The sequence below is a fragment of the Desulfosudis oleivorans Hxd3 genome (genome assembly GCF_000018405.1).
GTDB classification, from domain to species: Bacteria; Desulfobacterota; Desulfobacteria; order Desulfobacterales; family Desulfosudaceae; genus Desulfosudis; species Desulfosudis oleivorans.
The window spans coordinates 3,734,306-3,760,465 of record NC_009943.1 but is presented as its reverse complement, the minus strand read 5'-3'; the positions used below and the strand labels follow the sequence as shown (position 1 = coordinate 3,760,465).

Sequence of the window (26,160 nt, the reverse complement as noted above, 5' to 3'; positions counted from 1 at the left end):
CAACGCAGATATTGGACTTTTTACGAAGCCATCAAAGTTCGGTTTTCAACAGTTCAATGTCCAGGGGGAGCAGTTTGTCCGGGTCGTTGTAGAGCGTCAACGCATTGTCGGGGCAGTTTTCCACGCACAGTTCGCAGCCCATGCAGGCGCCGATATCATAGACCAATCGATCATCCGTAATTTTTATGGCGTCAAACGGGCAGACGGCCTCGCAGGCACCGCACAGGGTGCAGGCGGCGGGGTCGTGCCTGACCGAATAGCCGGACGGCGCGTATTGCGATACGGACGGATCAATTTTTTGAGACAGCCGGGTCGATTCAAGCTCAACACAGCATTTGGGGCAGCAGTTGCAGATGATGCCGGTAATGCCGCCGGTGGCAACCTTCAAAAAAGCGTTGGTCACATGCCCTGTTTTGCGCGCCTCTTTGATGATCTCCAGGGCCTCTGCCTGGGTAATCTGGGTGGCGTGATATTTCTCTTTGCAGTGGTCCAGCCAGATGGGCGCGAAGTCCTGGCCTACGGCAATGCACTTTTTCACCGGATGACACCGTTCGGATTCCTTCTGGTTCAGGGCGCAGGGGCAGTCCATCACCGCGATTAGCTTGGGGTTGCGAATAAAAATTTTGTTGGCGTACTTGAACGGCAGAACCCGTTTGTTCTTATCGACCCCGATATCCAGGCTTTTTTCCAGAGACAGTATTTTGGTAACATCGCTGACGGACAATACCTTGGAATGATATCGGTTATACACGAATTCCGGTATGGCTTTCATCGGTTTCAGCCAGGAAAAAAGCATCACCGTGATTCTGGTGAGCCATCTTGCCACGAAAACATATTGCTTGTGAAAATAAAAATAGACAAAATTGTGGACTGCCCGGTCAAGGCGCCAGCCATGGCGTTTTAAAATATCCTTTGATGATGGCTTCATTTTTTTTGCTCCTGCAACCTTCATGTCAGTATCGCATTATTGCAACCATATATAAAATCTTGGAAACACGCAAGAAAAAGATTAAAAAATATGGGCTGGATTCATTGCGTCACGGGTGCGTGTCAAAACATGGTCTGTCTGTGTGATCAGCGGCCCGCGCCTTTTTGTTCATAAACTATACACTAAAGGCGGATTCATGCAGAATATTATTTTGAAAACAAGCCGCTGATGGCTGGAAAATCGGGGCTGGAGGGCAAGGGACAGGCGGATAACAGGCAGGCCAAAATCGTCCGGCAAAAATCAACTTCTTGTTTTTTGATCTGATCTTTTCTATCTTGTGTCCATCCATTGATTATGGGGACACGACAAAGGTTTCAAGCCAGTAATGATTTATTTGCGGTCCGCGGCCGTTATCCCGGTCGAAACCGAATCGATACAACAGGAGAAGTATTTATGATGTTTAATGACATTGATGATGTCACCCGTCGGCTGCAGGCCAGCAGTTATATTCCGTCACTTAAAATTGCCACTGTTGTTTTCCTGGCCACGGCCATGGAAAAACCGATACTGGTGGAAGGTCCGGCAGGCGTCGGCAAAACCGAACTGGCCCGGGCCGTGGCAACCGCTACCGGTCGTCAGCTGATTCGACTTCAATGCTACGAAGGGCTGGACGAGTCAAAGGCCCTGTACGAATGGGAATATGCCAAACAACTCCTTTATACCCAGATGGTCCGGGAAAAAATCGGTTCTCTGCTGGCGGACACAGACTCCATTGCACAGGCCGTGGACAAAATCGCCGCTGAGGAAGACGCCTTTTTTTCCGAGCGGTTTATCCAGCCGCGACCGCTGCTCCAGGCCATTTTATCAGAGCAGCCGGTTGTCCTGCTGGTTGACGAAGTGGACAAGGCCGACCCGGAGTTTGAAGCTTTTCTGCTGGAACTGCTCAGCGACTTCCAGGTCACTATCCCAGAAATCGGCACCAAGACAGCCATCACCCGGCCGGCTGTTTTTCTGACGTCAAACAGTTATCGGGACATGAGCAACGCTTTAAAACGCCGCTGCCTTTATCTTTATATCGACTATCCGGAACCGGCCACCGAACTGGCCATCGTCAGAAAAAAAATACCGGGAATCGACCGGGCCCTGCTGGAAAAAATGATCGACATCGTCGGCCGGCTGCGTCGACTGGATTTAAAAAAACGGCCCTGTATATCCGAAACCCTGGATTGGGCACGGGCACTGATGGCCCTGGATATCAATGAAATCACGCCGGCCGCCCTGGAAACCACCCTGGATGTGCTGTGTAAGCACAAGGCCGATGCCGACCGTGTCATCCCCTGCATTCATGAGGTGGTCAATGGTTGAGGTGGCTGCCCATCCCCGGGCAAATCATCTGCTTGATACCGTTCTGCGTTTTGCCGACTGCTGCCGGGCATCAGAACTTTTTGTTTCAACGGCTGAAATCCTGGACACGGTGAATCAACTCTGCCTGATTGATCTGCTGGAAGAGTCAGCGTTCAAAACCCTCTTGAACGCCAATTTTGTCAAATCCCAACGCGATCAACCCAAATTTGAGGCCCTTTACCAGCTTTTTTTTCACGATCTGGCCATGTCGCCGGCTGACGCGGATGTTCCGCCGGATGCAGACGCAGCGGGTACTCAAAACATTTTAAACGAGTTACAGGATCAATACCGTAATTCACAGGCGGATTCGAATACGGAGGACCCGGTCATCGCGGCCCTGATGGACTTTCTGGCAGGCAGGCCCCAGCCCTGGCTGAATTTGCTGCGGGACCTCAATAATGCCGACCAAGAGACCCGACAGATACCCCTGAGATCCAACCTCGGGGAATTGGCCCAGCGCCTGAACATCCTGCTGAAAATAAATCAGTTGCGGGCCCGTTCCCGGGAACTGGCCGAAACCCGGTTGGCGGATGATCCGGTGACACGCCGGGCCGTTGAAAATCATTTCCAGTCCCTTCTGGACCGGGCCGACGATCTTTTCCGGCATGAGCCCCAACCCGATAATGTCGGCCTTCGTGAGGTCGATTCCGCAGAGCGGCCTTTTCAGAACATCGGTGAAACGCCTCTGGCCAACCTGTCTCCAGCTGAAATCGATGCCATCCGGGACATCATCGACCGCCTGGTGAATAAATTAAAAGATGTGGCCTCACGCCGTCAGGCAGCCCGACGCCGTGGTGCCCTGGATGTGTCCACCACCCTGCGCCGGGCCAACCGTTATCAGGGGGTTCCCATGTCCCTGGTCTTTAAAACCCATCCCCCCAGAAAAAGCAAAATTGTTACCCTTTGCGATGTTTCCGGCTCGGTCTGGTCCACCGCCCGGTTCATGCTGTCCGTGCTTTACGCCCTGCAGGACTGTTTCTCCGGTGTAAAAAGTTATGTGTTTGTGGCGGGCGTGGCGGATGTTTCCGATCTTTTCCAGGCCCATGACATCAATACCGCCATTGAAAAAATCTTTTCAGACAACCATCTGGCCACGGAAGTACCCACGGATTACGGGGAGTCATTTCTGCGTTTCCGCGAATCCCATTTACATGAACTGACCCGTCGGACAACAATGATCATCATCGGCGACGGCCGTTCCAATTATATGAATCCACGGGTCGATGTGCTCAATGAACTGCGAAAAAAATGCCGCCGCATTATCTGGCTCAACCCTGAACCCCTGGTCTTCTGGGACAATGGTGACAGCGACATGCGCCTGTTTCGAAAATACTGTCATGAAATCCGCCCATGCCGGAACCTGAATCAATTATGGGCTTTTGTCGAGGATCTGGTTTTGTGAGGATAGAATGAAAAACGCCCTGGCCACTATCCATGACACGTACCTTGAAAGATGTGATAATTCAGGCCTGCAAAAAAAAACATGGCGAGACACCATCGCCGTTGCCTTTCCACCGGACCTGGGCGACGGCCGGACAACCCGGCCCAGCACCCGCCTGGCCGGTGAGGGTGGTGACCTGGGCTGCGCCCTGCTGTGGATCGTTCAGTCCGCCCTGGTGCGGCCCTTTCTGAGCCTGATCCGTCTTCAGGCCGACCTTACGCCGGATCAGACGTCTTTGCTGTCCACATTCGGGCAAACCGACTGCGGGGCAATGGCCCATTCTGAGCCAAAGGAGGCACCGGTTGTTCTGACGACCGAGACTGTCGGGTTTCGATTAAACGGAATCAAAAAATACATTACCGCCGGCAGCCAGGCGGATTTTATCCTGATGAGCGCCCGGGGGCCAGGGGAGGAAAAAGTTTCCCGACTGTTGCTGCTGCCGGTCAGCGCCTTATCGGCACAGGAAATAATACCCCTGGACCTGGAGGCGCTCAGGACCACCAGCCATGGCCGCCTGACACTGGTGGACAAAACCGTCCCCGGTCACTACCTTCTGCCGTTGACGCCCCCGATGGTGCGCAAAGGGTTGAAGCTCAACGGTCTGGTAGAGCGCAGCCTGATCATGGAAGCCGTGCTGGCCTTCATGCTGTATCTCAACCGGCGTTTGGGAAGGCAGTTGTCATACGCCCCGGCAGATGAAGCCACCATTAAAAAACTGGCCGGCCAACAGACAGAATTTACCACCGCCGTCATTTGCCAGGCCCGAAGCGGCGCACAGGTTTGCCCGCAATGGGTCGATCTGCATACCGTCAGCACCGGTATCGAATCTATCTGCAATGCAGCAGCCGACCTGGATCCGGATACCAATACAGACCTGGCCAAACGCATCAACGACCTTCGCTTTATCCGGTCCCTGTGGGGATAACTCTACTTTTACGCAGTCCTCATTTTATACGTGCCCCGGCCCAGGGGTTTTCCCGGTAGGGTAGATTTTTACTGATGCTCCTTTTCACATTTATGAACTGCTAAAGTTCGTGGCGTGAAAACCCTCAGGCCTTTTCGGGGTCGAGAAGACGGGGGCAGATCCATAAAATGATACAGAGGGGAAAGCAGAGCAGGGCAAACAGGTCACCGTAGAGGCAGTAAAATGTTGTCCGTTTCTCCACGGGAAGCCGGTACAGGCGAATGCCCTCGGTAAAGGGGGGCTGTTGGGAAACGATCCGGCCCGACACATCTATAAAACCCGATATGCCTGTGTTGGCAGCCCGCGCCAGGGGCCTGCGGGTTTCAACGCACCTGAAAACCGCTATGGCAAAGTGCTGATAATGGGCGCTGGTGGGGCCGAACCACGAGTCATTGGAAATGTTGACCAGAAAGTCCGCCCCGCGGTTGACAAATTCCCGCGCCAACCGGGGGTAGATAACCTCAAAACATATCAGTGATCCGCAGGTGCCTGCCGCAGTGTCAAAAAGCGTATACGCTGTGCCGGCCGTGTACTGACGGGGGGCGGCATACCGGAGCTTGAGCACGTCGATAAATCCTAAGGGGAAAAACTCGCCGAATGGCAGCAAATGCAGCTTGTCGTGGTATGCCCTGATGCCGTTGCCATCGACGTAGAAGGCGCTGTTGTAGAACGTATAATTGTTTTTCGTGCCGCTATACCGAAACCCCCCGGTTATGAGTCCTGCATCATAGGTGCGCAGCAGGTTCAGCAGGCCCTCGGGCATTTTGTCCTGCAGGTAAAAAGGGATGGTTGTTTCCGGCCAGATAATCAGCCGCGCCCCTTTGGCGAGCGCCTCTTCTGTCATCCGCAGGTGCCGGGACATGATATCGTCCGTGTTCTTTTTTTCCCATTTTTCATCCTGCGCCGTGCTGCCCTGGATAACCGCAACCGTGGCCGGAGACCCGGCAGCAGATTCCTGCGGGTTTGGCGCATATTGTCCCAGGCGAATGCTTCCATACACGACAACCGCCAGTACAGCGACAAGGGCAGGCAGCACGCGCCTGCCGCACATGCGTTTATCCGGAAGGCAGGTACAGGCGCTGTACAGCGTGTAGCTGGTAAAAATAATCAGAAAGGAGAGGCCGTAGACACCGGCGATGTCTGCCACCTGTATCAGCTGCGGCACCCTGTACTGTGAATGTCCGAGCAGGCACCAGGGCATGCCGCCCAGAAGATTGGCGCGGCCGTATTCCATTACAACCCAGAGGCCGGCCAGCCCCACAGCCCGTATAAAAGGGGAGGGGCACAGCCGTAACACCCTGTTGGCCGTGGCACCGTAAAGGGCCCAGAAAATTCCGATTAAGGCGCCATTTACGACCAGCAAAAACAGCAGGCTGACGATAAAGCCGGCATTGCTGTACACATAAAGCGCGTAGAAGACCCAGTATGAAACGCCGATTGAAATCAGGGCACCGTAAAGCCATCCCAGCAAAAAAGCCTTTTTGGTGCCTGCCCTGGAAATGGCGTACCAGAACGGTATTGCCTGGACCCAGGCAAGTATCCAGAGCCCGGCACGCGGAAACGCCAGCACCTGAAGCAGGGCGGCCAGGCAGACCAGCAGAACGGGTTTTAACAGAGAACCCTTCTCCGTCCCGGCGCCTGACACAGGCTGCTTTCTCTTTTTAGATGTAGTCATAAAACTGAATTAAACATAAAAGCTCAATTATGTCCAAGAACAGATTGAAAGCGACCGTTATTTGTTGAAAACATTCTCCCGGAAACGTTTTTCGTGTCCTCACAAAAGATGGATGGATACTCCCTATACTCCAGTCTGATTGCAAAAACGGCCGTGGCGATTATGCCACGGCCGTTTTCTGTTCTTTTGCTGATCTGTTGTCCGGTTGTCCCGGCTGATGCCGGCCAGATCCTGATAGTTACTGCAGCCTCAGGGTTGTTGCTCCCTGACCGAATTTCGGCCCTGCAAGGGTCGTCATTTTCAGATTCGTCAGGTCGAACAGTGTGGTGCTCTGGTGGACATAGTCACCGGGCCCCTGATTACGCGCAAGATACATCCAGTTGATGAAGTCAAAGGCCTTGTTGTAGTCATACTTCCCGTAATCCTTCTTGAGCAGAGGGACCATGTCGTCATAGCGTCTATCTGAGTCGCCATCCACATAGGTGCCAGCCAGCGAGTTCATATTAAGGGTAAGAAAATGGTTGGTCTGAATCAGGGCGTCGCTGTAGGTTTCCTGCTGGTCAACACCATACAGAAGGGGTACCAGGAACTCCTGCCGGTGGTTCAGGTACCGGGTACCGTAATTGTGCGCTGATACCTCCAGGGACACACCCCCCCGGTTGGCCCCTTTTCCGTCGGCAATGGCATATATCCAGGAAACACCCCGCTTGGATTTTTTGATCATCGAAACGGCCTCTGGCAACTCATCGGCCTGTTCCATGACCCAGCGGGCGGTCAACAGGGTGCCCATGCCCACATCACCGGGGCTGCAATCAAAGGCCGGTACCATGTCCATGCCGATGCCAAGGCCTTTTTCGTTCATTCCGGCGATGCATCCTACCATTCCGGCCACCGTGACATTGACCATCCGGTTTCTGCCCTTGCCGAAGGTTTCAATAATAACCGGGTGATCGGAAAACCCCGCGCCGCCGAACATGAAGTCCCGGCCAAAATAGAGAACATCATTCACGGTGGCGTTGCCGTCCAGTATATGCGCGTTACACGAAAGTTCAAGGTTATCAAGAAGTTTTTCGATTTCAACAAGGGAAACCATAATCGGATAGCCGGCGCTCAAGAAGGCGTCAAAGCCCATATTGAGAAGCAGGACATCTTCGTAAGGAAGATCTATCCCCCGTGCCCTGGCACCCTCAGAAATGCCGTGCATTTCATCAAGATATTCCTGGGGAATATATTTTTCATTGTACAGCGCGATTTTCTTGAAAGTGAAAAGCAGTATATCTGCCAGCGACGTATCGGGATAATCCGAGCGTTCCATGCCCAGGAACTCCAAGAGCATTTCCGCTATCGGTTCCAGAAATATGTCCGTGTCGATGCCTGTATTGCCCCCTATCATGCTGGTGCCGAGATCAATATAGAAATCATCAGAGGCAACCGCTCTGCACTTTTCCGGAATCAGATATCCCTGCTGGTAGCCCATTTCATATCCGCTGCCTTCCAGATGCAGGAAGGGCTGTTTCTGTCCTGTATCCGTGATGATATATTCCAGATAACCTTTTCCACCGGGCGCGTACACGCGATCGACTCTGAGGCCGGGTGCGGGTTCCGGGGTAGTCTGGGGAGGCGGGGGAGGTGGAGGTGGCTTGGGCGCAAAGGCGAACAACATCTGTGCCGGCAGAATCAAACAGAGAATTGTCAGGCCGAAGAGTGACAGGCGCTTCATAAAAGTCTCCTTTTAGTTGTTTTGTTGAAGCTCAAACCCTTTTATGAACCCGGGTTTTTGAATGAATACAGTTTTTGCTTCATTATATAGTGTCAGCACTAGCATTTATCGTGCCCGCATTAATAATTCTTAATATTCAAAATGTTATAATATATTTAAAAGCCAATACTGCCAAATAAGAGAATCCTTCTTGCCAAATATGATAAAATTACCTTATATTGAAAATCATTTTATAATTGCAGGGCCGCCAGAAGGGCATTCCATGACAATCAACTCCGACACGCTTTTGCAGCGCGTTCAGCAGCGTATTTTTGATGAGGGCGACCTGCAGGAAGGGCTGAATGAAGTCTATCATTGTGTTTCAGCGGTCATGCCTGTCGGTAAAATGAGCTGGCTCCAGTTTCATTATGACCTTAATATGTTAAGGGTTATCGCACAGGCCACGGAGATAGGCGGTGAAAAAACCAATTTCACTTACAATCTTCCGGGCGAGCTCATAGCGTTGCTGTGCAGCCGGGACATACCTGAAATTTACCTGATGAATCACCCGGAAAAGGACCCCCTGGGCAAAGAGATCTGTAATCGCGCCAAGCTTTTTGACTGGTCCTCCCTGTTTTTAAATTTTCAAAACCATACCGGCACGTACGGCGCGATAATGATAATGACAGACAGAAAGAACAGATATACCGAAGCGCATGGCCGTTTGCTCTCCGGTTTGAAGAAGCCCCTTCAGCGGGTGATGGATGCCCTTATTCTGGATAATGAAACAAGAAGCCCGCATCCAAAGCTGAAAGAACCGGTAAAAGACAAAAATGAGTTTTTCCGGCAGGTCACCCGGCGATTGTGCGGTCACCTTGACCTGCAAGCCGGTGTTTCCCAATGCCTTCAGTATCTCAGCCGATTTATGCCGGCTGACGCACTTTTTGTCCGGCAGCGGGAACCGGAGTTTCAATCCGAACGGGTGCTGGCGGAAAGTTATGGCTTCTTTCATCAGCAGACAGGGACCCTGATCCCTCTGCCCATTCCGGCCGACACAAGGCGAACCCCCGGGATACGCATCATCAACCGGCCTGAAGACTCTTCGGCCCTGAAACTCTATATGCCCATATTCGGGAGTGAAATATGCTGTATCAGCATGCCGCTGATTCATAAAGAGAGGCCGATTGGTGCTGCCGTTGTGGGCCTGGAAGGCAGGGCGCGTTATACGGAGGAGCACATGCAGCTTTTCGCGCTGCTTCATGATCCCTTTGTCCTGGCCTTGTCAAACAACATCCGGCACCGTGAGGTTATCCGGCTGAAGAATTTAGTTGAAGAAGAGAAAAAAGACCTGGCCGAAGAGTTGCACTGCACGGCGCCGGATACCATTATTGGCGGCAGCTTGGGTTTAGAGAAAGTCATGGAAAATGCCCGCCTCGTCGCCGGGCAGGACAGCCCGGTTTTGCTGACAGGAGAAACCGGGGTTGGCAAGGAGATGATCGCGAATTTCATTCACTGGCAGTCATCGCGCAAAGACGGCCCCTTGATAAAAGTCAATTGCGGCGCCATTCCGGATACGCTGGTGGACAGCGAACTGTTCGGTCATGAAAAGGGCGCGTTCACAGGGGCAACGCGGCAAAAATTGGGCCGCTTTGAAAGAGCCAATGGCGGGACGATCTTTCTGGATGAAATCGCTGAACTGCCCCTGCCAGCCCAGGTCCGCATGCTCCGGGTGCTGCACAATAAAATTATCGAGCGCGTGGGCGGCACGGAGTCCATACCCGTTGATATCCGTATCATTGCCGCCACCCACCGCAACCTGGAAGAACGGGTCAAAGCCGGCCGGTTTCGAGAAGATTTGTGGTTCCGCCTGAATGTTTTTCCCATCCGGATTCCTCCGCTTCGATCGAGAACCATGGACGTTCCGGCCCTTTCGGATCATTTTATTGAAAAGAAATCCCGTGAATTAAAGATTCATCCCACGCCCCCCCTGTCTCCCGACGCCATGGCAAGATTGACCGCTTACAGTTGGCCGGGAAATGTCCGCGAACTGGAAAATGTGATTGAAAGGGAGTTGATCCTGAATACAGGCGGGCCCCTGACCTTTCAGAACCTCAGCCCCACGCCCACGCATGAGGAACCTGCGGGTCATGACATGAAAACAGAGGACATCCTGTCCCTTGATGACCTTTTTGTTCGTCACGTCAAAAAAGTGCTGGTCCTTTCCAATGGCAAAATAAACGGTCCGGGCGGCGCCGCGGAAATGATGAAGATAAAGCCCAACACCCTTCGCAACCGGATGAAGAAACTGGGTATTGCCTACGGCCGGGAAAAGAGATGACATATCCGGATCAGGGGCGGAAAAACAGTATGGAAACACAATCAGGCCTTGCGTTGAACCGGATAATAGCGCGTGCCGCCTCCGGCGGAGACATCTACAAGACGTTTTGCGCGTTTTTTGATTGTATTCATCTCTCTGTGCCCGTTGACCGAATGAGTGTGGTTCAACTCGATTTTGACCGGAAAAGAATACGGATCATCGCCCAGGCCGCTTCCACGGGAAGTGAAAAAACCAATTTTTCTTATTCGGCGCCGGCGGATCTCTTTGCGCTGGCAGCCAACGACAATCTGCCTGAAATTTACATTATCAATGAACCGGAAACAGACCCCTTTGGAAACGATATTGCCGAGAGAACAGGCGGGGGGACGGACTGGTCTCTGCTGGGCATGTCCATTAAAGAACAAACATCTGTTTATGGGATGATTTTTTTTATTGCCGACAACAGGAACAGGTTTACGGATGCCCACATCCGCCTGCTCCAGGGATTAAAGAACGAGCATAAATGGCTGTTGGACACGATGATGCAGGACCACGAAAAAAAAATCCCGGGGCCGGATCATTATGAGCCTGTAGACGATAAATATGAGTTTTTTCGCCAGGTCACCCGGCGGATATGTGGCCATCTGGACCTGGAAGCCGGGGCTTTGCACTGCCTTCAATACCTGAGCCGGTTTATGCCCGCCACCGTGCTTTCGGTCTACCAGCGGGAGCAGGACATGAAGGCCGATCGCGAAGTGGTCAGGGTCACCGGCTTGTTGAAGGAGTATAGCGGCCTGGTCATTCCCCGGGATCCGGCAGGTCCGGGGGCCCCGGCAGGTAGGGCGGTTCCAAAAGTCAAAGTCACCAATCAGCCCGAACGCGATTCCGAGCTGAACAGTTATGTAAAATTATGGGGATCCGACTGGTCGGCGATTTCCATGTTTCTTTTTCATAAAAAAGTTCCCATCGGTATCGCTGCCATCAGCCAGGATGGGAAAAATCGCTATACCGAAGAACACAAAAATCTGTTTTCAATGCTCCATGACCCATTTGCCCTGGGCCTTTCCAATAATATCAAGCACCGTGAAGTGATCCGGCTGAAGAACCTGCTCGAAAAAGAGAAACAGTTTCTTAAGCAGGAAATTCGCAATCCGGAAGAAAATAAAATTATCGGCGGCAGCCTCGGCCTGAAAGGCGTCATGGACAAGGCCCGCCGCGTGGCCGATCAGGAAAGCCCGGTATTGCTGTCAGGGGAAACCGGCGTGGGCAAGGAAATCATCGCGAATTTCATTCACCAGAACTCTTCGCGAAAGGATGGCCCGTTAATCAAGGTGAATTGCGGCGCCATTCCGGACACCCTGGTGGACAGCGAACTGTTCGGGCATGAAAAAGGGGCCTTCACCGGCGCCGAGAGCCGGAAAATGGGCCGCTTTGAAAGGGCCGACAGGGGAACGATTTTTTTAGACGAAATCGCGGAACTCCCGCGCCATGTCCAGGTCCGCCTGCTCCGGGTACTTCAAAATAAAATCATCGAGCGCGTTGGGGGCACGGAGTCCATACCCGTGGATATTCGCATTATCGCCGCCACCAACCGCAACCTGGAAGAACAGGTCGTGTCCGGGCAATTTCGGGAAGATCTGTGGTTCCGCCTGAATGTTTTTCCGATCCGGATTCCCCCCTTGCGATCAAGGCAGGCGGACATCCCGGCGCTTGTCGCTTATTTTATTGAAAAAAAATCCCGCGAAATGAACCTTCACGTCAAACCGGTCCTGTCTCAGGACGCAATGGAGACATTGACCGCTTACAGTTGGCCGGGGAATGTTCGCGAACTGGAGAACGTGATTGAAAGAGAATTGATCCTGAGTAAAGACGGGTCGCTCACATTCCAGACCGTTATTCCCCGGATGTCAGGCGGCAAGACCCCGGACAATGGAAATGCAGACGATGGCGTTTTAGAACTGGATGAAGTCTATGCCCGGCACATCAAAAAAGTGCTGGTCCTGTCCAAAGGCAAAATAAACGGGCCCGGCGGTGCCGCGGAGATTCTGAAAATCAATCCCAACACCCTTCGCAACCGGATGAAAAAACTGGGTATCCCCCACGGCTGGAAAAAAGACAACGCTTCTTAAATAGAGTCCACCCATCTTTTGTGGAGACACGAAAGATTCTTTTGGTTATATTCCTTTCAGGCAGCATTTTTGATAACCTACTGAAAACAAGCTACAGGAGCAGAAAATGAGTATTGCTGATTTAACCCTGGATGGTACCGTTGCAGTGATCACAATGGACAATGGTGAAAACCGCCAGAACCTGGCCTTTGCTCAGGCCATGGGAAAGGCCATTGACGGGGCACTGGCAAACGAATCCGTAACCGCCATGATCATTACCTCCACCGGGGAGAAAATTTTTTCAGCCGGGGTTGACCTGGAATGGATGATGGACCGGTTTGCAAACAACGCCTTGGACGATATGCGGGCCTTTATGTACGGCATGAACGATGTGTTTAAAAAATGCCTCCTGGCGCCTGTCCCCGTGATCGCGGCCATCAACGGCCATGCCTTCGGCAACGGGGCTATCCTGTCCTGCGCCTGTGATTTCCGGTTCATGAAGTCGGACCGGGGCTTTTTCTGCTTTCCGGAGGTGGATGTCCGCATTCCATTTTTACCCGGAATGGTGGCCTTTGTGAAAAAGGCCATTCCCTACTACAAGTTCAATGAGATGAAGCTGACCGGCAAAAGGGTCGCCGCGCCGGAGCTGGAGGAACACCATATCATTGAAAAAGCCTGTGTCGATAAAGACGACCTCATGGCCCAGGCCCTGGCCTTTGCCCGGACATTTAACAAACAGAGGGGCATATTCGGCGAGCACAAGCGCCGGCTGCACAAACATATTGTTGACATTATCGACAATGAAGACCCGGAATATATTGAACCTCTGAATCTTATGATGTAAAGTATCTAATGGCTTTGTAAAAAGCCCAATATCTGCGTTGCGCTGCAGCCCTCGTCACTGCGACGTACGACAAGTACGCCTCATTCCTCGGGATTTGCGACGCCTTGATCTTGAACTTTTTACTTTGCCATCCCAAATAGATTTTTAGGAGTTCTTCATATTTTATTTATATATTTTGGATTTGATGTATATGAACCATTCTTTGTGACGTCCATCAGAATCCGCACTAATATCCCTATACGTAGAAGGAGCCTGCCATGCTGTTGCTGAACCCCAAAAAATACCAGGACAGAAACTACCCTGACGAACGGTCAAAAGAGATTATGCTCAAGACCATCGCGTTTTTTGAAAACAAGGGGATGAAAAAAATGAAGGAGGACACCTTCTCCTTTGAATTCACCCATGACTTTGCCGAGTTCTGCAAAAAAGAGAGAATTTTTGAGACCCTGTTTCTCCCCAAAGGCTATGGAGACGATGACCAGTATTACAGCACCTACCGCATGTATGAATTTTCCGAAATCACCGGTTTTTACGGCGCGGCCTACTGGTACATGTATCATGTATCCACTCTGGGGTTGGACCCGGTTTTTCTCGGGGACAACGAGGAGCTGAAACACCGGGCCGTTCAGCAGTTGAGAGAAAACCCCCTGTGCGCCTTCGGGCTGTCGGAAAAAGAGCATGGCGCGGATATTTACTCTTCAGAAATGAAACTGTATCCCCAGGATGACGGGACCTATCTTGCCAGAGGGACAAAGTATTATATCGGCAACGGTAACGAGGCTTCTACCATTACGGTTTTCGGCAAGATCGCCGGTACCGACGATTATGTATTTTTCGTGGTCGATTCCCACCATGAAAAATTTGAATGTGTTCAGAACGTGATAAAGGCCCAGAACTTTGTTTCCGAGTTTATCCTTCACGACTATCCCATCACCGATGCCGATATTTCCGCCCGGGGCCCCAAGGCCTGGGATGACATGCTCAACACCATCAATATCTGCAAGTTCAACATCGGTTCCGGTGCCACCGGTATTGTGACCCACTCTTTTTATGAAGCCATCAACCATGCCGCCCATAGAAATGTTTACGGCAAGTTTGTCACCGAATTTCCCCATGTCAAGCGGCTCTTCATGGACTCCTTCTGCCGCCTGGCGGGCATGAAACTTTTCGGTCTCAGGGCCACCGATTATATGCGGGCCGCGTCGGCCGAAGACAAGCGATACATGCTCTACAATCCAATCATGAAAATGAAGGTGGCCATCCAGGGAGAAGAGGTCCACGAGATGCTGTGGGATATTATCGCCGCCAAGGGGTTTGAAAAAGACAACTATTTTTCCCAGGCCGTGGTGGAATTGAAGGGCTTTCCCAAGCTGGAAGGAACCCGTCATGTGAATATGGCCCTGATTGCCAAGCTGCTGCCCAACTTTTTCTTCAATCCCAAGGAATACCCGGAAATACCGAGACTCAACGGACCTGAAAACGATGATTACCTGTTTCAGCAGGGCACCACCCGGGGATACGGCAAAATTCAGTTTCATGATTACAACATCGCCTATAACAGCGTCGACCTGCCCAACATCAACGTGTTTAAAGAGCAGATAAAGACCTTTGCCGATTGGCTGATGATCTCGGGCATGGAACTCAAAGACCAGATGATGAACGACTTTGATTTTCTCCTGGGTGTCGGTGAAATGTTTACCCTGGTGGCTTATGGCCAGCTGATTATCGAAAGCGCCGCCATCGAAAAGATCGATAACGAGCTTTTGAACCAGATTTTTGACGTGTTTGTTCGCGATTTTTCAAAATACGCGGTGGACATTCACGGTAAACCCACGTCAACCCAGGCCCAGAAAGACCAGGCCCTGAAAATCATCAAGAGCCCCGTAATTGACAACGACCAGTTTGCCCGGGTACTTGAAAAACACGTTTATTCTCTTGTTGACGCTTACCATATGAATCCCTGATTCGATGGCGGTGTAAAATATTTGAATAAGGCGGGGGTTCAATACTTCCGCCTTATTTGTTCTGTGAGGGACAAATGAGAAAAGACCCAGTCAGCGTTGATGTCCCGGAACTCAAGGAACTCCTGGAGCATTACCTTGACGCGGATGCCACCATCAACTTTGCCGTCAAGATCGTGGGGCACCCCGGTATCGGTAAATCGGATGTCGTCCGGCAGACGGCCAAAAAGAAGAACTTTCTTTTTATCGACACGCGTCTGGCCTTCAAGGAAAACATTGACCTCGGCGGATACCCGGTTCCCGACCACGAAGCCAAAAGAATGATCTATTACCGTCCGGGGTTTATTCCGCCGGACCATGTGCCGGAGGGCCTCGACGGCATCCTCTGGTTTCTGGATGAAGCCAACCGGGCCCATCCCACGGTTATTCAGACCCTGTTTCAGATTATCACTGAAAAAATCTGCGGTGAGCACCGGCTGGCTGACAGGACGTTTATTGTCCTGGCCGGCAATTTAGGTGAAACCGACAGCACCACCATCACCCGGTTTGATGATGCGGCCCTGGACGGGCGACTGGCCATTTTTCATCTGAAACCGGACGCGCAAAGCTGGCTGCATTGGGCTTACACGGAAAAGATACACCCGTCGGTCATGAGATACATCAGCCAGTATCCGGAAAGGCTCTGGGATGAAAATCATATCCATCCCAATCCCCGGGGCTGGCACCAGGTGTCCCAGGCTCTGGGCCTGTCCTATGGACTGCACACCCACGAGGCACTGGTCGCCTACCTGTCGACCCATCCGCTCTCCTCGCTTGAAAAAATGATCAGCGCCCTTGTGGGCCGGGTGGCCAGCGATGACTTTGTCCTTCAGCTGACCTGCCCCCGGCAACTGACCACTCAGGAGGTCCTTGATGGCGATCCCGTAAAGCTGGCGGCCATGAAAAACAACCAGGTCAGTCCGGAAGACGTTTTATGGGCCCTGACCGGCGCCTTAAATACATTGCGGGACATGAAGATCGCAGCCGGATCTGACTTGCAGGCAGGTGACCTGCGCACGCTGGCCAACATCCTGTCCTTTGTCAGTCACTTGAGGGCGGACATGCGTCTGTCTTTTGTGTATCAGCTGATCAAGACGTGTGCTGTGTTTACGCAGATCCCATCGGCTTTGCATCTTATGGAAGACAAAGCCCTGGCCGAAAGGATCGACCGACAGGTTTCAGAACTGCTGGAGAGTGCATGACCGGGACGTCTGTCATTGATAAATGGGATGACGTGTTATCACAATTATGGCGGCAAAGCCGCTTTGCCTCCTATTTTTATCAGGCCGTCTCCCTGGTCGGCAGTGAAAATGTTCCGACACTGGCCCTGGCGGTATCGTCGCGGCGGTTTGTCCTGTTTTACAATCAGCCGTTTGTGTTAAACACCCCGGCCGATCACCTGATTGGGTTGCTGATTCATGAAATGCTTCACATTGTGCTGAACCACGCGCATCGGGGGCGATCCGGCCAGAATGTCCATTTCCGTAACCTGGCCCAGGACATGGTCATCAATTCATACCTCAAGGGGCATGCAAGAACATTTTTTTCCAGAAAAGACGAGGGGGCACGGGCCTTTCTGGCCCTGCCGCCGGGTCTGCCCGAAATCCCCGCGGCCTTTGGCAAAAGAGTGGGCCGGACCGAAATTTTTGACGTGACCTGGGAGGCGGTTTATTTATGGCTTCTGGCCCGGCACCAGGACAGGGGCGAACGACATGGGGAAAACCGTCCGGCAGCCGGACCCTTGCCAGGTGCAGAGCCGTGGGAGAGCGGCAACCGGGATCCGGACAAGGCCCTGCCGCCGGAAGGCATACAATTTGTTGATGGTAACGGCGCGCCTCTGCCTACGGGTATTCATCTGTTCAGCACCGAGAATGCTCACCAACAGGCCAGGGCCGGCGCGGAGCGGATACTGGGTTTTGTCAGAAACCACGACGAATGCAGGGGTGAGCGGCTCTATTCAGACCTCAGCCGGCTGATCAGACAACCGGTGCCGGCCCGGGATCTGAAATGGAAAAAGACCGTCCGGTCCATCGCCGACCGCATGTGCCGGACCAGCCGCTGGGATTATTCATTTGCCCGGCCCAACCGGCGGTTTTTTGACGCCGGGATTTATGCGCCGGGGCGGTATCTGAAAAACAGGCCGCTGATCACCATTGTGGTGGACGTTTCCGGATCAATGACCGCCCATCCCGGTGAGTTGGAGGCCGCCTTCGGTGCCGTGGAAGAACTCACGTCTGATTTTCAGGTCAACCTGTTATGCATCGACCAGGACCTTTTCGTTCCCCGGCAACATGAAGCGGCACGCCCGGTGAATGGCGAATCAGGCCACTATCTGTATCAGAAGGGTGACTGGCGGCACATCAAAACCGGCAGCAGGGGGGCCACGTTTTTCGCGCCTCTGTTTAATGTTTATATGAAAAACCGTACCGGGGCCCTGGTTGTGATCACCGATGGAGAGATCTATGATCTGAACGCCCTTGCCCCCTATTCTCCAACGCTCTGGGTCATATCCGGCAACCGCAGGCAGTTTTTTAACCCGCCCTTTGGAAGCGTGATGGATATAACGGAAACATCATGAGCAAAACAGAAGAAACCAGTGATGCCCGGCGTATCTATGAGACGGGAAAAACCGTCAGGGATTTTGATTATGCTCAGGGCCTGGCCGATCTGGCTGCACTGGGCGATGCCGAGTATGTTTTCCGGGCCGGCCGGCTGTGGCCGGACTTTGATTTTAAAAACGGGCTGGCCGCGCTTGCACGGCTCAACAGCGGAAAATTCATCTACCATGCCGGATTGGAATGGAAACAGTTTGATTACGAGGCGGGGCAAAGAGTTCTGCTTGCAACCGGGGACCCGAAATATATATTTTATGCCGGTGCTTACTGGAAACAGTTTGACTTTCACAGGGGGGTTGAATGCCTGCTGAAAACCGGGGACTGCGAGTATCTTTTCCGGGCCGGTGCCATGTGGAAAGCGTTTGATTATCCAGCGGCCTGGAAAGTTCTTGAGTCAGAAGTAAAAGAGGGGGAGCACTGGCGGGGCCGGGCCTTTGAAAATGAAAAATGGCGGACGGCCCTGGCGGAAATATGGAAACAGGGCAGGATAAAGGATGATGCCGGTTAACGGCAGTGCCAGAAAAAATGAAACACAAAAGGCTCTTGCTTTTTACATCTGATTCTGGATGACAGGGATCCGTTTTTGAAAAAGGAGATGAATGCATGGCTGATAAATCAGGCAAAGTCGAACATTATGATAAACGGTTTGGCATCATAGCCATTGAAAAAGGATATATTGCCCCTGAAGATCTGATTGATGGTCTGAAAACACAGGTGGAAGAAGACATTCGGAATAATGCGCACCGTTTAATTGGAGAAATCCTGGTGGAAAAAGGGCGCATGACACTTTCCCAGGTCAATGACGTGGTTGCCGAAATTTTTTCCGGCTGATCCTTTTTCTTTTGATTTTGGCCGTGGGTTTGGGCGCCTGCTGAAAACCGGCGACTGCGAGTATCCTTTCCGCACACTCTTTCTGTGATAAACCGCAGCCGCCCTCCGTCGCTGTCGGTGAGCACTGACTGTATGCGCTTAACTGCTTAAGGCTTCAAACCCAAAGCTCCTTTGGTCGCGGTCAAAAGCTTGCCGACAGTGCCCTTTTTCCCGGCCATGATGCGTTGAAACATTTCCTCGGTGTTTTTCGGTGGCACGGTTTCAACTTCTTTTTTCACCAGTTTCAGGGCGCCGGTCTTGCAGGTGGTCACGCACAGGCCGCACCCGATGCATTTGTCGATATTCAGGACCGCCATTTTGTCCTTCACCACAAAGGCGTTCATCTGGCACCGGCGCACACATTTACCGCAGCCGTTACACAACGTCTCGTCAAGTGCGACAAAATAGTTGCTGGCCGCGAAATCCGCAGGCCGGGGCATGGTGCTCATCATCTCCAGAATGCCGCAGCAGCAGCCGCAGCAGAGGCAAATATACTCCGGGTTTATTTCATTGGCGGGTTGTATCACAAGCCCCTCTTTTTCCGCTTGGTCCAGGCGCTCCAGGGCTTCCTCTTTGGTAATGGTACGGGCCCAGCCATTCCGTTTATACATATCGCCAAAATCACCGAACCCCAGACAGGCTTCCAGCCTGTCCGTTGCCTTGCATGGTTCTCCCAGCATGGCTTTGCCTTTGCGGCAGATACATTCGGCCATACAGATGTCCCTGTCTGTTCTTTCGATGATGTTTCTGATTTCATCATAGGTGGCGATGCTGTGTTCCGGGGTAATGCTTTTGCCCACCGGAACGACCCGTACCTGGGGGATGGCCGTGGTCAGGTATTCGATGCCAAGCATTTTGGTCGCATATTCCCGGAGATCCAGGTAAAGGCCGGGGGTCATCCACTTAACCTGCATTTCATACATGCCGATGATGATGGGATGCAACGCGTACTGCCACACGCCTTCCACTTTTTTGGCAAATATGGCGCCCTTTTTTTCCATTGCAGAGAGTCGGCCGGCTACCTCGTCCAATGTCATTCCCAATACTTCGCCGGCTTTGTTGAAAATTGCATCCGCTGTTTCAAATTGCCAGCATTCCATATGCATTGCCAGCCGGGCCTCGTCAAGGCTGAACATGGCTTTGAGGATCCGCCGTTCCACCCCGGAAAATGTGCCCGGGTAACCCATCGGCTGTTTATCCAGGTGCTTCTGAAGGGCTTTATAGGTTTTCTCCCATTTTCGCAATTCAACCAGCTTGTCTTTTAGCGAGAGTGCCGCCTGCTTCATGTCGCCCCCTGTTTCTGCGTAAAGGATGATTGAAAGAGTGCTTTATGAAAAGTGGTAAGTTGTACTTTGCACTTATGGTGTTGTTCTGTCAAGTTAAATGTTTTTCATGCAACATGTAAATTTTCAGAGAAAAGCGGTTTTTCTTCTGTGTGTTTTTTAAATCCGCAGACCGTTTGTGCGGGCCGGGTCGGGCGCGTCAACCAGAAATCCATAAACGGGACGGTTGTATCTGCAGGCCCTTTTCTGTTGTGAGAACCCGGGGATTGTGGCATACACTTACCTCATGAATCCGTCTGTTTCCATTGTGCTTCCCGCTTACAACGAAGAGGCCCTGATCGGCCCCATGCTGGATCATGTGGTGAATGTCATGACCACCAACGGGTTCGACTACGAGATTCTGGTGGTAGATGACGGCAGCAGTGACCGGACCGCGGCCATTGTGCAAAAGCAGGCGGCCGAAAATTCCCGTATTCAGCTGATTCGGCATGAACAAAACCGGGGGTCCGGGGCCGCCATGCTCACGGGCTTTGCCGCCGCGCAAAAGGAACTGGTGTTTCTCACCGACGCGGACATGCAGTTTGACGTGGGTGAGATTATTGTTCTGCTGGCCGTGATGGGCCGGGCCGACATTGCCGCCGGTTACAGATACCCCCGGCGGGATCCCTTTGTTCGATGTTTGTATGCCCAGGGATGGCACATGCTGGTCACCCTGTTTTTTGGAAAAAGCGCCCGGGACATCAACTGCGCCTTCAAACTGATGCGTAAGGCCGTGATTGACGCCCTGAGAAACGACATCAAAAGCCAGGGCGCCATGTTCAGCGCCGAGTTTTTGATTCGGGCCCGGCGGGCCGGGTTTGCGGTTGTGAATGTGCCGGTGCACGGCCACCGGCCCAGAACCGCCGGTACGCCCACGGGCGCCAACCCGGCCGTGATCGCAAAAAGCATGGTGGAACTGGTCCGGCTGCGATTAAGCATGTGCAGGAAGGCATAAGGGCGTGCCGGGGACAGCCGCCGGCTGATGAAGAAAGGACAAAAAAGGCGGGGCTTTTTGGCCCCGCCTTTGTATTCAGTCGAGCAGGGATTTTTTAAAAAACAAGGGTCGAGATGAAACAATCCGGGCCGATGTCGGTGTCAGGCAGACGTGGCGCCGGTTCCTCGTCGTCTTCCAGGCAGTCGGCAATGCCGTTGCCGTCGGCGTCGGTGTCGGCAACACCGCACCCGCAGGCCCCGGGCTCGATCTTGTCCGGATCATCCGGGCAGAGGTCCACGCAGTCGGGCGTGCCGTCGCCGTCGGTATCCATATCACCAATGCCGTCGCCGTCGGTATCGTTGAGTACCCGGAAAATGTCGCTGTTCCCGTTTGTGTCACCCTCCACAAAGTAGCTGCCGGCTGCGCCAAAAGCCACATACATGCCGCAGTCGCTGACCGAAGGGGCATTGTTGATGCCGCCGCCGTATACGCCGGCCTCGTATCCGCCCACGGTATTGTCTATCCTGGAGATGAGTGTCGTTTTTTGATCCACAGTGTCGCGCAGAAAGACAAGATAGTCGGAGCTGGTATATTCAGTTACATCCGTAACAAGGTTGGTGGCTTGGGATCTAAAGGCCACATACCGGCCGTCGGGCGAGATGGAGGGCCTATCTGATGTGTTATTTCCTTCACTTGTTCCTCCATCCTCGGCACTGGCCACCACCATTTCACCGGAGGTCCGGTCATATACATAAACCTGATACTCTCCGTTACTGCCGCCATAGACCAGGTTGGTGGCATAGGAGTAAAATGCCACGTAACGGCCGCCGTAGCTGATGACCGGGTTGTCGCAGCCGCCATTCGCCCCATAAGTGGGAGTGATCTCTTCAGACAAGGCGCTTCCATAGGCCCGGCTGATCAGCTCAATGGCGCCGGAAGCGGTGTCGTAAACATAGATGTTTTGGTCCCCCGTATCAGGGTTGTTTGCTTCAAGCAGGTTGCTGGCCCTGGACTGAAAGCCCACGGCCGAACCGTCTCCGGAGATGGCCGGGTAGTAGGAATTGTTGTCGGGTTGTGCCCCGCCATAGGCCATGATCCGGGTGGTGGCGCCTTCCTGAGTGTCGCGGATAAAGATGGCGCTATAACTCGTGGCGCCGTCGTCGGTCAGGTTGGTGGCATAGGATTGGAAGGCCACATACCGCCCTCCAAAGCTGATGGACGGATAAGCACTGTTGCCGTTGGCGCCATAGCCGTGAGCTCCGTAAGTGCCGCCATAGTTGGGACTGACCAGGGCTGTTGTGCCGCCAACTGTGTCGCGGACAAACACCTGCTGGCCGTAAGTGCCGCCGGCAACCAGGTTGGTGGCGTTAGAATCAAAGGCCACATACTGGCCGTCGCCGCTGATGGCGGAGCTGGAGGAACCAAGATCCGCGCCATAGCCGTAGGGGGCGCCATAGGAGGCAGCCACGCTCACCAGCGTGGTGGTACCCTCAGTGGTGTCCCGCAGAAAAATATCCTTAGAATCGTTGATATCCCCATCCACCAGGGTGGATGCCTCGGACTCAAAGGCGATATACCGGCCATCCGCGGAAATCGACGGCCTGTAGCTGTCACCGTCTCCCTGGGTGCTGTCGGTGTGAAGGCTTTCCAGGGTGGCGCTGCCCTCGGCCACCGTCCCGGCCATGGCGTTCTGCGCAGGGAACAGCAGCAGCGCAAAAAGGAGTGCAGTCAGTACCAGTCGAATTGATTTTTTTGATCCCATAATAGCGTTACTCCTTGAAACATGACGATAAAACCAAAGATGCCTGTAAAATGCTTGTCGATACTATGGGGGATGAGGGGCAAATGCAATCTTTTTCATTCAGTGGCCGCTGTTTTTACAGACGTTACCGCTGCGTAAAAGGAGATGGTGTTTCTCACCGATGCGGACATACAGTTTGAGGTGAGTGAGATCGTGTCGCTGCTGGCGGTGATCGCAAAAAGCATGGTGGAGCTGGCCGGCTCCGATTAAGCATGTGCGGGAAGGCATAAGGGTGTGCCGGGGACCGCCGGTGGCTGATGAAGAAAGGACAAAAAAGGCGGGGCTTTTTAGCCCCGCCTTTGTATTCAGTCGGGCAGGTATTTTTTAAAAAACAAGCGTCGAGATGAAACAATCCGGGCCGATGTCGGTGTCAGGCAGACGTGGCGCCGGCTCGGGCTCGTCGTCTTCCAGGCAGTCGGCAATGCCGTTGCCGTCGGCGTCGGTGTCGGCAACACCGCACCCGCAGGCCCCGGGATCGATCTTGTTCGGATCATCCGGGCAGAGATCCGTGCAGTCCGGCGTACCATCGCCATCGCTGTCCGAATCGGCGATGCCGTCACCGTCGGTATCATAGAGAACGCGAAATATATCCCTTTCGCTGTTTTCATCCCCGGCCACAAGGGTGTCTTCGTCGGAGCCAAAGGTCACATACATGCCGCCGGCGCTGACCGCCGGCCAGTAGGTCATGGCTGCGCCGTAGACGGCGTCAGCGTCATACCCGGCCACAATGTTGTCTCTTCTGGACATCAGGGTGGTCTTGTTTTCCACGGTATCCCGCAGATAGGCGCCGGCAACGCCGGCGTTTTCAAAATCGACAAGATTTGATGCAGTAGATCTGAATGCCACATACCGGCCGTCGGAGGAGATGGCTGGGGTTTCGCTGGTGCTGTTGCCCCAGGCGGTGCCGCCGTCAACAGCGCTGGCGATCACCATGTCACCGGTGGTCCGGTCGTATACGAACACCTGATTTCCGGTGCTGCCGCCGTCGACCAGGTTAGTGGCATATGACTCAAAGGCCACGTACCGGCCCCCGTAGCTGATGGAGGGGCGTCTGCAAGTACCGTTCGCGCCATAGGTGGGGTCATCAAATTCGGCCATGGCGCTGCCATAGGCCCGGCTGATCATCTCGATGACGCCGGAGGCGGTGTCGTAAACAAAAATATTAACATATGATCCATCCGGGTTGTCGGCTGCCAGCAGGTTGGTGGCGTCAGACTGAAAGGCCACTGCCAAACCATCCCCGGAGATGGCCGGGGAGGTCACGCCGGCGTCAGGCTGTGCTCCGCCATAGGCCATAATTCGGGTGGTGGTGCCGGTCTGGGTGTCCCGGATAAACACATCCTGACTGCCGAAAGTGTCGCTGTCGGCCGTCAGGTTGGCGGCATCAGAATAGAAGGCCACATACCGGCCGTCAAAGCTGACAGACGGGCGTCCGCTTCGTCCGCCTCCGCCATAGCCATAGGGAGCACCGGTATCAACGCCTCCATAGTTGGGGCTGATCAGTTGGGTGGTGCCGGCAACGGTGTCGCGCATAAATATCTGGTAGTCCCCTGTGACTTGACCTGTCAGGTTGGTGGCCTGGGAGTCAAAAGCTACATACCGGCCGTCCCCGCTGATAGCGGGGTTTCGGGAACTGTTGTTTGCTCCATAGCCGGCAGGGGTAACACTTATCAGGGTAGTGACGCCTTCTGCCGTGTCCCGCAGCAGAATGTTATATTCGGCGTAGGTCGTGGTGTCCACCAGGGTGGTGGCGGACGATTCAAAGGCGATAAACCGGCCGTCGGCTGAAATTGAGGTCATGTCGCTGTAATCGTTGCCCTGGGTGCCGTCGGTGTGAAGGCTCTCCAGGGTGGCGCTGCCTTCAGCCACAACGCCGGCCACTGCATTCTGGCCCACCACCAGCAGGGCAAAAAGGGTGGTTGTCATCGCCAGTCGAGCCATTTTCCCAAATGATGTCATGGTTTACTCCTTACAAACCTTAAGAAAATTGATATTCATGCTTTAAAATTTTATTCAGTAATAATACAGGCGGCAGAGAAATTATTCAAGCTGTTTCGGTCCTGTTTGGCGGAGGGGATCGCGCCGGAAGGCCGTTTCCCGGTAAACGGGCCGGCCGTTGATAAATATCCGGTCCTGTAATATGATCAGCCCGTTAAATACAGGAAATCCGGCCCGGATATGTTACAAGCTGCTTCGGTCACGGAGCCAAAGCTTTAAAAAAATCAACAATATGAAGGAAAAACAGTTACAGGCGGATCGTAATGAGAAAAATTTTTGTCCTTGGTATAATGCTGGCCGCGGTTGCCGTGGGCTGTGACGACAGCAGAGACAGGAGCGTTCAGGGGTGGTTTGACGCGGGCATGGCCAGTGTACAGGCCGGACAGTACGACAAGGCGGTGGAAGCCTTTACCCGAGTACTGGACCTTTCGCCCGACTTTGCTCCGGCTTACAACAACCGGGCCGCGGCCCGCTGGGATCTGGGCGATTATGAAGGCGCCGTTGCAGACTACAACCGGGCACTGGCCATTAATCCTGATTTTCCCGAGTCCTATAACGGAAGAGGCAAGGCTTTTTGCGACATGGGCCAGATGGATAAGGCCCTGGCCGACCTGGACAGGGCCGTTGAGCTGGCCCCGGATTTTGCCGATGCCTACAACAATCGGGGCGTGGCCTTACGAAAAACAGGTGATTTTATCGGCGCCCTGGCCGACCACTCCCGGGCCATTCAGATGCGGCCGGACCGGGCCGCCGAGTTTTACAACGCCAGGGGCGTGACCTGGCTGGAAAAGGGAGATCCAGATAAGGCCATTGCCGACTTTACCGCGGCTCTTGCCGAAAATCCGGGGTTTGCCTGGGCGTATAACAACCTGGCTTCGGCATGGATGGAGAAGGGGCAGCCGGACCGGGCCATGGCCGCCTATGACAAGGCCCTTTCGATTTTTCCCCGCATGGCCGAGGCCTTAAGCGGCCGGGGATCGGTCCGCGCCCAGGCTGGTGACTACACCGGGGCACTGGCCGATCTGGACAAGGCCATCGAATTTTATCCCAGCTACCATACCGCTTATTATAACCGTGCCCGGGTGTATCAGCTGACCGGAAACCGGGAAAAGGCCCTGGCCAACGCGGTCAAGGCGGTGGGCCTTTTTCCGAATAATCCCCTTTATCAGGACCTGCTGAACATACTGGAGCAGCCGGCTTCCGCCCCCGGAGAGTAAACAGAACCAACCGGCCGACTTCA

At 53.5% G+C, this 26,160-nt stretch carries 19 protein-coding genes; 13 read left to right on the top strand and 6 right to left on the bottom strand.

Features of this window, described 5'->3' with window-relative positions; all coding sequences use genetic code 11:
- Window positions 1-31 precede the first annotated feature (31 nt).
- On the bottom strand, window positions 32-928 hold the full coding sequence (locus tag DOLE_RS16115) for a 4Fe-4S binding protein (protein WP_012176545.1): 897 nt from the start codon (window positions 926-928) through the stop codon (window positions 32-34).
- Window positions 929-1,381: 453 nt separating this feature from the next.
- On the opposite strand from DOLE_RS16115, the gene DOLE_RS16110 reads away from it, so the two are divergent.
- Genes DOLE_RS16110 through DOLE_RS16100 form a run of 3 tightly spaced genes read left to right on the top strand, consistent with a single transcriptional unit; the run spans window position 1,382 to window position 4,698 of the window.
- Window positions 1,382-2,293: an AAA family ATPase gene (locus tag DOLE_RS16110; RefSeq protein WP_012176544.1), complete on the top strand. Its 912-nt coding sequence runs from the start codon at window positions 1,382-1,384 to the stop codon at window positions 2,291-2,293.
- Window positions 2,286-3,734 carry a VWA domain-containing protein gene (locus DOLE_RS16105; protein ID WP_012176543.1) on the top strand — a complete coding sequence of 483 codons (1,449 nt, stop codon included), beginning with the start codon at window positions 2,286-2,288 and terminating at the stop codon, window positions 3,732-3,734. The genes DOLE_RS16110 and DOLE_RS16105 overlap by 8 nt, the downstream gene beginning before the upstream one ends.
- 7 nt (window positions 3,735-3,741) lie before the next feature.
- A complete protein-coding gene (locus tag DOLE_RS16100) occupies window positions 3,742-4,698 on the top strand; it encodes an acyl-CoA dehydrogenase family protein (protein ID WP_012176542.1) in 957 nt (318 codons plus the stop codon).
- Window positions 4,699-4,822: 124 nt separating this feature from the next.
- Here DOLE_RS16100 and lnt read toward each other — a convergent pair whose 3' ends face one another.
- Both lnt and DOLE_RS16090 read right to left on the bottom strand, forming a co-directional pair.
- A complete protein-coding gene (gene lnt, locus DOLE_RS16095; protein WP_041280653.1) occupies window positions 4,823-6,382 on the bottom strand; it encodes an apolipoprotein N-acyltransferase in 1,560 nt (519 codons plus the stop codon).
- A 268-nt stretch (window positions 6,383-6,650) separates the two neighbouring features.
- Window positions 6,651-8,132 (bottom strand): C45 family autoproteolytic acyltransferase/hydolase, encoded by a 1,482-nt coding sequence (locus DOLE_RS16090; protein WP_012176540.1) that lies wholly within the window; start codon window positions 8,130-8,132, stop codon window positions 6,651-6,653.
- 262 nt (window positions 8,133-8,394) lie between these two features.
- On the opposite strand from DOLE_RS16090, the gene DOLE_RS16085 reads away from it, so the two are divergent.
- The 8 genes from DOLE_RS16085 to DOLE_RS16050 all read left to right on the top strand — a co-directional run bounded on the left by DOLE_RS16085 (window position 8,395) and on the right by DOLE_RS16050 (window position 18,826).
- Entirely contained in the window at window positions 8,395-10,449 is a 2,055-nt protein-coding gene (locus DOLE_RS16085) for a sigma-54-dependent Fis family transcriptional regulator (protein ID WP_012176539.1), read from the top strand.
- 29 nt (window positions 10,450-10,478) lie between these two features.
- Complete coding sequence (locus tag DOLE_RS16080; RefSeq protein ID WP_153304467.1) at window positions 10,479-12,557, top strand: sigma-54 interaction domain-containing protein; 2,079 nt, start codon at window positions 10,479-10,481, stop codon at window positions 12,555-12,557.
- Between the two features lie 106 nt (window positions 12,558-12,663).
- Window positions 12,664-13,380: an enoyl-CoA hydratase/isomerase family protein gene (locus DOLE_RS16075; RefSeq protein WP_012176537.1), complete on the top strand. Its 717-nt coding sequence runs from the start codon at window positions 12,664-12,666 to the stop codon at window positions 13,378-13,380.
- Between the two features lie 257 nt (window positions 13,381-13,637).
- Entirely contained in the window at window positions 13,638-15,344 is a 1,707-nt protein-coding gene (locus DOLE_RS16070; protein ID WP_012176536.1) for an acyl-CoA dehydrogenase family protein, read from the top strand.
- 74 nt (window positions 15,345-15,418) lie between these two features.
- Window positions 15,419-16,582 carry a hypothetical protein gene (locus DOLE_RS16065; protein WP_012176535.1) on the top strand — a complete coding sequence of 388 codons (1,164 nt, stop codon included), beginning with the start codon at window positions 15,419-15,421 and terminating at the stop codon, window positions 16,580-16,582.
- The gene (locus DOLE_RS16060) at window positions 16,579-17,958 is read left to right on the top strand and encodes a vWA domain-containing protein (RefSeq protein ID WP_012176534.1); all 1,380 of its coding nucleotides are present in this window, start codon (window positions 16,579-16,581) and stop codon (window positions 17,956-17,958) included. The genes DOLE_RS16065 and DOLE_RS16060 overlap by 4 nt, the downstream gene beginning before the upstream one ends.
- Window positions 17,955-18,503 (top strand): hypothetical protein, encoded by a 549-nt coding sequence (locus DOLE_RS16055; RefSeq protein ID WP_012176533.1) that lies wholly within the window; start codon window positions 17,955-17,957, stop codon window positions 18,501-18,503. Before DOLE_RS16060 ends, DOLE_RS16055 begins: the two co-directional genes overlap by 4 nt.
- Before the next feature lie 95 nt (window positions 18,504-18,598).
- A complete protein-coding gene (locus DOLE_RS16050; protein ID WP_041280651.1) occupies window positions 18,599-18,826 on the top strand; it encodes a hypothetical protein in 228 nt (75 codons plus the stop codon).
- Between the two features lie 146 nt (window positions 18,827-18,972).
- Here DOLE_RS16050 and DOLE_RS16045 read toward each other — a convergent pair whose 3' ends face one another.
- Window positions 18,973-20,151, bottom strand: a complete 1,179-nt coding sequence (locus DOLE_RS16045; RefSeq protein WP_012176532.1) for a 4Fe-4S dicluster domain-containing protein — start codon at window positions 20,149-20,151, stop codon at window positions 18,973-18,975.
- A gap of 283 nt (window positions 20,152-20,434) precedes the next feature.
- Between DOLE_RS16045 and DOLE_RS16040 the strand changes: the two genes are divergently transcribed.
- Complete coding sequence (locus DOLE_RS16040) at window positions 20,435-21,142, top strand: glycosyltransferase family 2 protein (RefSeq protein WP_012176531.1); 708 nt, start codon at window positions 20,435-20,437, stop codon at window positions 21,140-21,142.
- Window positions 21,143-21,236: 94 nt separating this feature from the next.
- Here the strand turns inward: DOLE_RS16040 and DOLE_RS16035 are convergent, their stop codons facing one another.
- Both DOLE_RS16035 and DOLE_RS16030 read right to left on the bottom strand, forming a co-directional pair.
- Window positions 21,237-22,883 (bottom strand): PD40 domain-containing protein, encoded by a 1,647-nt coding sequence (locus DOLE_RS16035; RefSeq protein ID WP_012176530.1) that lies wholly within the window; start codon window positions 22,881-22,883, stop codon window positions 21,237-21,239.
- A 363-nt stretch (window positions 22,884-23,246) separates the two neighbouring features.
- Window positions 23,247-24,881: a TolB family protein gene (locus DOLE_RS16030; RefSeq protein ID WP_012176529.1), complete on the bottom strand. Its 1,635-nt coding sequence runs from the start codon at window positions 24,879-24,881 to the stop codon at window positions 23,247-23,249.
- A 302-nt stretch (window positions 24,882-25,183) separates the two neighbouring features.
- On the opposite strand from DOLE_RS16030, the gene DOLE_RS16025 reads away from it, so the two are divergent.
- Window positions 25,184-26,137 carry a tetratricopeptide repeat protein gene (locus DOLE_RS16025; RefSeq protein WP_052294320.1) on the top strand — a complete coding sequence of 318 codons (954 nt, stop codon included), beginning with the start codon at window positions 25,184-25,186 and terminating at the stop codon, window positions 26,135-26,137.
- Window positions 26,138-26,160 lie beyond the last annotated feature (23 nt).

Excerpts from the sequence above, each read along its gene's own strand:
- DOLE_RS16050 (WP_041280651.1), top strand. The coding sequence starts at position 18,599 with ATGGCTGATAAATCAGGCAAAGTCGAACATTATGATAAACGGTTTGGC.
- DOLE_RS16105 (WP_012176543.1), top strand. The coding sequence starts at position 2,286 with ATGGTTGAGGTGGCTGCCCATCCCCGGGCAAATCATCTGCTTGATACC.
- DOLE_RS16055 (WP_012176533.1), top strand. The coding sequence starts at position 17,955 with ATGAGCAAAACAGAAGAAACCAGTGATGCCCGGCGTATCTATGAGACG.
- DOLE_RS16070 (WP_012176536.1), top strand. The coding sequence starts at position 13,638 with ATGCTGTTGCTGAACCCCAAAAAATACCAGGACAGAAACTACCCTGAC.
- DOLE_RS16075 (WP_012176537.1), top strand. The coding sequence starts at position 12,664 with ATGAGTATTGCTGATTTAACCCTGGATGGTACCGTTGCAGTGATCACA.
- DOLE_RS16100 (WP_012176542.1), top strand. The coding sequence starts at position 3,742 with ATGAAAAACGCCCTGGCCACTATCCATGACACGTACCTTGAAAGATGT.
- DOLE_RS16085 (WP_012176539.1), top strand. The coding sequence starts at position 8,395 with ATGACAATCAACTCCGACACGCTTTTGCAGCGCGTTCAGCAGCGTATT.
- DOLE_RS16035 (WP_012176530.1), bottom strand. The coding sequence starts at position 22,883 with ATGGGATCAAAAAAATCAATTCGACTGGTACTGACTGCACTCCTTTTT.
- DOLE_RS16040 (WP_012176531.1), top strand. The coding sequence starts at position 20,435 with ATGAATCCGTCTGTTTCCATTGTGCTTCCCGCTTACAACGAAGAGGCC.
- DOLE_RS16030 (WP_012176529.1), bottom strand. The coding sequence starts at position 24,881 with ATGACATCATTTGGGAAAATGGCTCGACTGGCGATGACAACCACCCTT.
- DOLE_RS16115 (WP_012176545.1), bottom strand. The coding sequence starts at position 928 with ATGAAGCCATCATCAAAGGATATTTTAAAACGCCATGGCTGGCGCCTT.
- DOLE_RS16090 (WP_012176540.1), bottom strand. The coding sequence starts at position 8,132 with ATGAAGCGCCTGTCACTCTTCGGCCTGACAATTCTCTGTTTGATTCTG.
- DOLE_RS16060 (WP_012176534.1), top strand. The coding sequence starts at position 16,579 with ATGACCGGGACGTCTGTCATTGATAAATGGGATGACGTGTTATCACAA.
- DOLE_RS16045 (WP_012176532.1), bottom strand. The coding sequence starts at position 20,151 with ATGAAGCAGGCGGCACTCTCGCTAAAAGACAAGCTGGTTGAATTGCGA.
- DOLE_RS16065 (WP_012176535.1), top strand. The coding sequence starts at position 15,419 with ATGAGAAAAGACCCAGTCAGCGTTGATGTCCCGGAACTCAAGGAACTC.
- DOLE_RS16110 (WP_012176544.1), top strand. The coding sequence starts at position 1,382 with ATGATGTTTAATGACATTGATGATGTCACCCGTCGGCTGCAGGCCAGC.
- DOLE_RS16025 (WP_052294320.1), top strand. The coding sequence starts at position 25,184 with ATGAGAAAAATTTTTGTCCTTGGTATAATGCTGGCCGCGGTTGCCGTG.
- DOLE_RS16080 (WP_153304467.1), top strand. The coding sequence starts at position 10,479 with ATGGAAACACAATCAGGCCTTGCGTTGAACCGGATAATAGCGCGTGCC.